The organism is Bradyrhizobium sp. 62 (assembly GCF_023073035.1).
Lineage (GTDB): Bacteria > Pseudomonadota > Alphaproteobacteria > Rhizobiales > Xanthobacteraceae > Bradyrhizobium.
Window position 1 is genome coordinate 1 of the sequence record NZ_JADPIT010000008.1, and the last position, 2,609, is coordinate 2,609.

3 protein-coding genes are annotated in these 2,609 nt (G+C 63.3%); all 3 read left to right on the plus strand.

Features of this window, described 5'->3' with window-relative positions; all coding sequences use genetic code 11:
• Positions 1-87 precede the first annotated feature (87 nt).
• The 3 genes from IVB47_RS03505 to IVB47_RS03515 are packed head-to-tail and all read left to right on the plus strand — an operon-like array spanning position 88 to position 2,533.
• Positions 88-489: a transposase gene (locus IVB47_RS03505; protein WP_247442931.1), complete on the plus strand. Its 402-nt coding sequence runs from the start codon at positions 88-90 to the stop codon at positions 487-489.
• Positions 486-833 (plus strand): IS66 family insertion sequence element accessory protein TnpB, encoded by a 348-nt coding sequence (tnpB, locus tag IVB47_RS03510; protein WP_028340773.1) that lies wholly within the window; start codon positions 486-488, stop codon positions 831-833. Before IVB47_RS03505 ends, tnpB begins: the two co-directional genes overlap by 4 nt.
• Positions 834-880: 47 nt before the next feature.
• Positions 881-2,533, plus strand: a complete 1,653-nt coding sequence (locus tag IVB47_RS03515; RefSeq protein WP_247459857.1) for an IS66 family transposase — start codon at positions 881-883, stop codon at positions 2,531-2,533.
• Positions 2,534-2,609 lie beyond the last annotated feature (76 nt).

Genomic DNA, 2,609 nt, shown 5'->3' on the forward strand with positions numbered 1-2,609 from the left:
GTACGCATCCGACGGGGGCCGTCTTGCGTGACGGATGGTAATTCGCGAAGCGTGTGACCTTAAGTCGAGCTTTAAGGTCATCAGGCGATGCGGGTCGAGGTTTTGGGCGGGCTGGAGCGGCGGCGGCGCTGGTCGCAGGACGACAAGGCACGGATTGTCGAGGAGACGTTGGCGCCGGGCGCGAAGGTGACTGAGGTTGCCCGTCGCAACGGAGTAGCGGCCAGCCTGGTGTTTACCTGGCGTCGACAAGCACGAACATCGGAACAAGTTATACCATCTTTTACGCCGGTGCAGATCGCCGCCGTAGCGGCCTCGGCTGAGGAAGCTCCGAAGCTTTTGCCTACGGTTGATGGCCGAGTTCGCTCCGCGGCAGCCGCGCGTACTGGATTGATAGAGATCGATCTTGGCAACCGACGGTGCATCCGGGTGGATGCGCACGTCGATCCGGACGCGCTGGCGCGGGTCCTCGATGTGCTTGGACGCCGATGATTGCTATACCGGGGAATGTGCGAGTGTGGCTCGCGACAGGCTACACGGATATGCGCAGAGGCTTTCCGTCGCTGGCGCTCCAAGTGCAGGAGGTGCTGCACAAAGACCCGCTCAGCGGTCATCTGTTCGTCTTCCGCGGTCGCCGCAGCGATCTTGTGAAGGCGATCTGGCACGATGGCCAGGGAGCCTGCTTGTTCACAAAAAGACTCGAGAGAGGAAAGTTCATCTGGCCATCGGTTGCCGGTGAATCGGTAACGATCTCGCCGGCGCAGTTGAGCTATCTGCTGTCCGGGATCGATTGGCGCAACCCTCAAGAAACCCATCGGCCGACGCGGGTCGGATAGCCGCTTTTACGGTTTGAATCTGCTGCTTGATCTGATTCAATGGCTTCATGATACCGAAGCCGGACGATCTTCCATCGGACCTTGCGAGTGCCCTGGCGGCGCTGCAGGGCGAGCGTGAGGCGCGGCTGCGAGCCGAGGCGGTGGCTGCCAGTGCGCAGGCGGAGCTGTCGGACAACGAGGCACTGATCGCGCATCTCGAGCTGCGGATCGAGAAGCTCAAACGCGAACTGTACGGGCAGCGCTCCGAGCGCTCGGCACGGCTGCTCGAACAGCTGGAGTTGGAGCTCGAAGAACTCGTCACCACAGCGAGCGAGGATGAGCTTGCCGCGCAGGCCGCAGCGGCGAAGACGCAGAACGTCCGCCCCTTCATGCGCAAGAGACCGATGCGCAAGCCATGGCCGGATGACATCGAACGCGAGCGCGTCGTCATTGAGGCTCCAACGACCTGTGCCTGCTGCGGTGGATCGCGGCTGGCGAAGATCGGTGAGGATGTGACCAAGACGCTGGAGGAGATCCCGCGCCGCTTCAAGCTGATCGAGACGGTACGCGAGAAGTTCACCTGCCGCGATTGCGAGAAGATCAGCCAGCCGCCCGCGCCGTTCCATGCCACACCGCGCGGGTTCATCGGCCCACAATTGCTGGCGACGATCCTGTTCGACAAGTTCGGCATGCATATCCCGCTCAACCGCCAGAGTGCGCGCTTCAAGGCCGAGGGGATCGACCTGCCGTTGTCGACGCTGGCCGACCAGGTCGGGCACGGGACCTTCGCCGTCATGCCCCTCTTCCACTTGATCGAACGCCATGTGCTCGCGGCCGAGCGCCTTCATGGCGATGACACCACCATCCGCATCCTGGCGAAGGGCAAGTGCACGACTGGGCGGATCTGGACTTATGTGCGGGATGACCAGCCGTTCGCCGGGCCTGCGCCGCCGGCGGCGGTTTACTACGCTTCGGGCGACCGTCGCGGCGCGCATCCACAGAAGCATCTGGCCACCTTCACCGGTATCCTGCAGGCGGACTGCTACAGCGGCTTCGAACCCCTGTTCGACCCGAAGAGGAAGGTGCTACCGATCACGCCGGCATTCTGCTTCGCCCATGCGCGGCGGGGCTTCTTCGAGTTGGCTGACATCGAGAAAACCGCCCGGGAAGGCCGCAAGGGCAAACCAGTCTCTCCGATCGCGCTGGAGGCGGTCAGACGCCTTGACACGTTGTTCGAGATCGAACGCGCCATCAACGGCCGCAGCACCGACGAGCGGCGAGCCGTGCGCCAGGAGAAAAGCAAGCCGCTGCTCGACGACATGCACGCCTGGCTGCTCCGAGAGCGAGAAACCCTCTCGCGCTCCTCCGAGGTCCTGAAGCCCATGAACTACATGCTCAGGCGCTGGGACGACTTCGGCCGCTTCCTCGACGATGGCAGGATCTGCCTGACCAACAATTGTGCTGAGCGCGCATTGAGAGGCATCGCCTTGGGAAGGCGCAACTGGACCTTCGCCGGCAGCCAGCATGGTGCCGACCGTGCCGCCATCATGCTGACAATGATCACGACCTGTCGTCTCAACGACGTCGATCCCAAGGCCTGGCTCGCCGACATCCTCGCCCGTATCGCCGATCTTCGCGCGTCGCGCCTGCACGAACTGCTGCCCTGGGAATGGAAGCTCCTGGGCCAAACCGACAAGTCCGCCGGTCAGCAGGCCGCCTGACCTTCACCTAACCGACCATAGAGCTCGCTGTGCCCGCGCGCATGCGTCAATCAGGCGGCCTTCGTCGTATGCGTAC

What these genes read in the sequence shown, in the direction of transcription:
- IVB47_RS03515 (WP_247459857.1), top strand. Translation starts at nt 881, where the DNA reads ATGATACCGAAGCCGGACGATCTTCCATCGGACCTTGCGAGTGCCCTG.
- IVB47_RS03505 (WP_247442931.1), top strand. Translation starts at nt 88, where the DNA reads ATGCGGGTCGAGGTTTTGGGCGGGCTGGAGCGGCGGCGGCGCTGGTCG.
- tnpB (WP_028340773.1), top strand. Translation starts at nt 486, where the DNA reads ATGATTGCTATACCGGGGAATGTGCGAGTGTGGCTCGCGACAGGCTAC.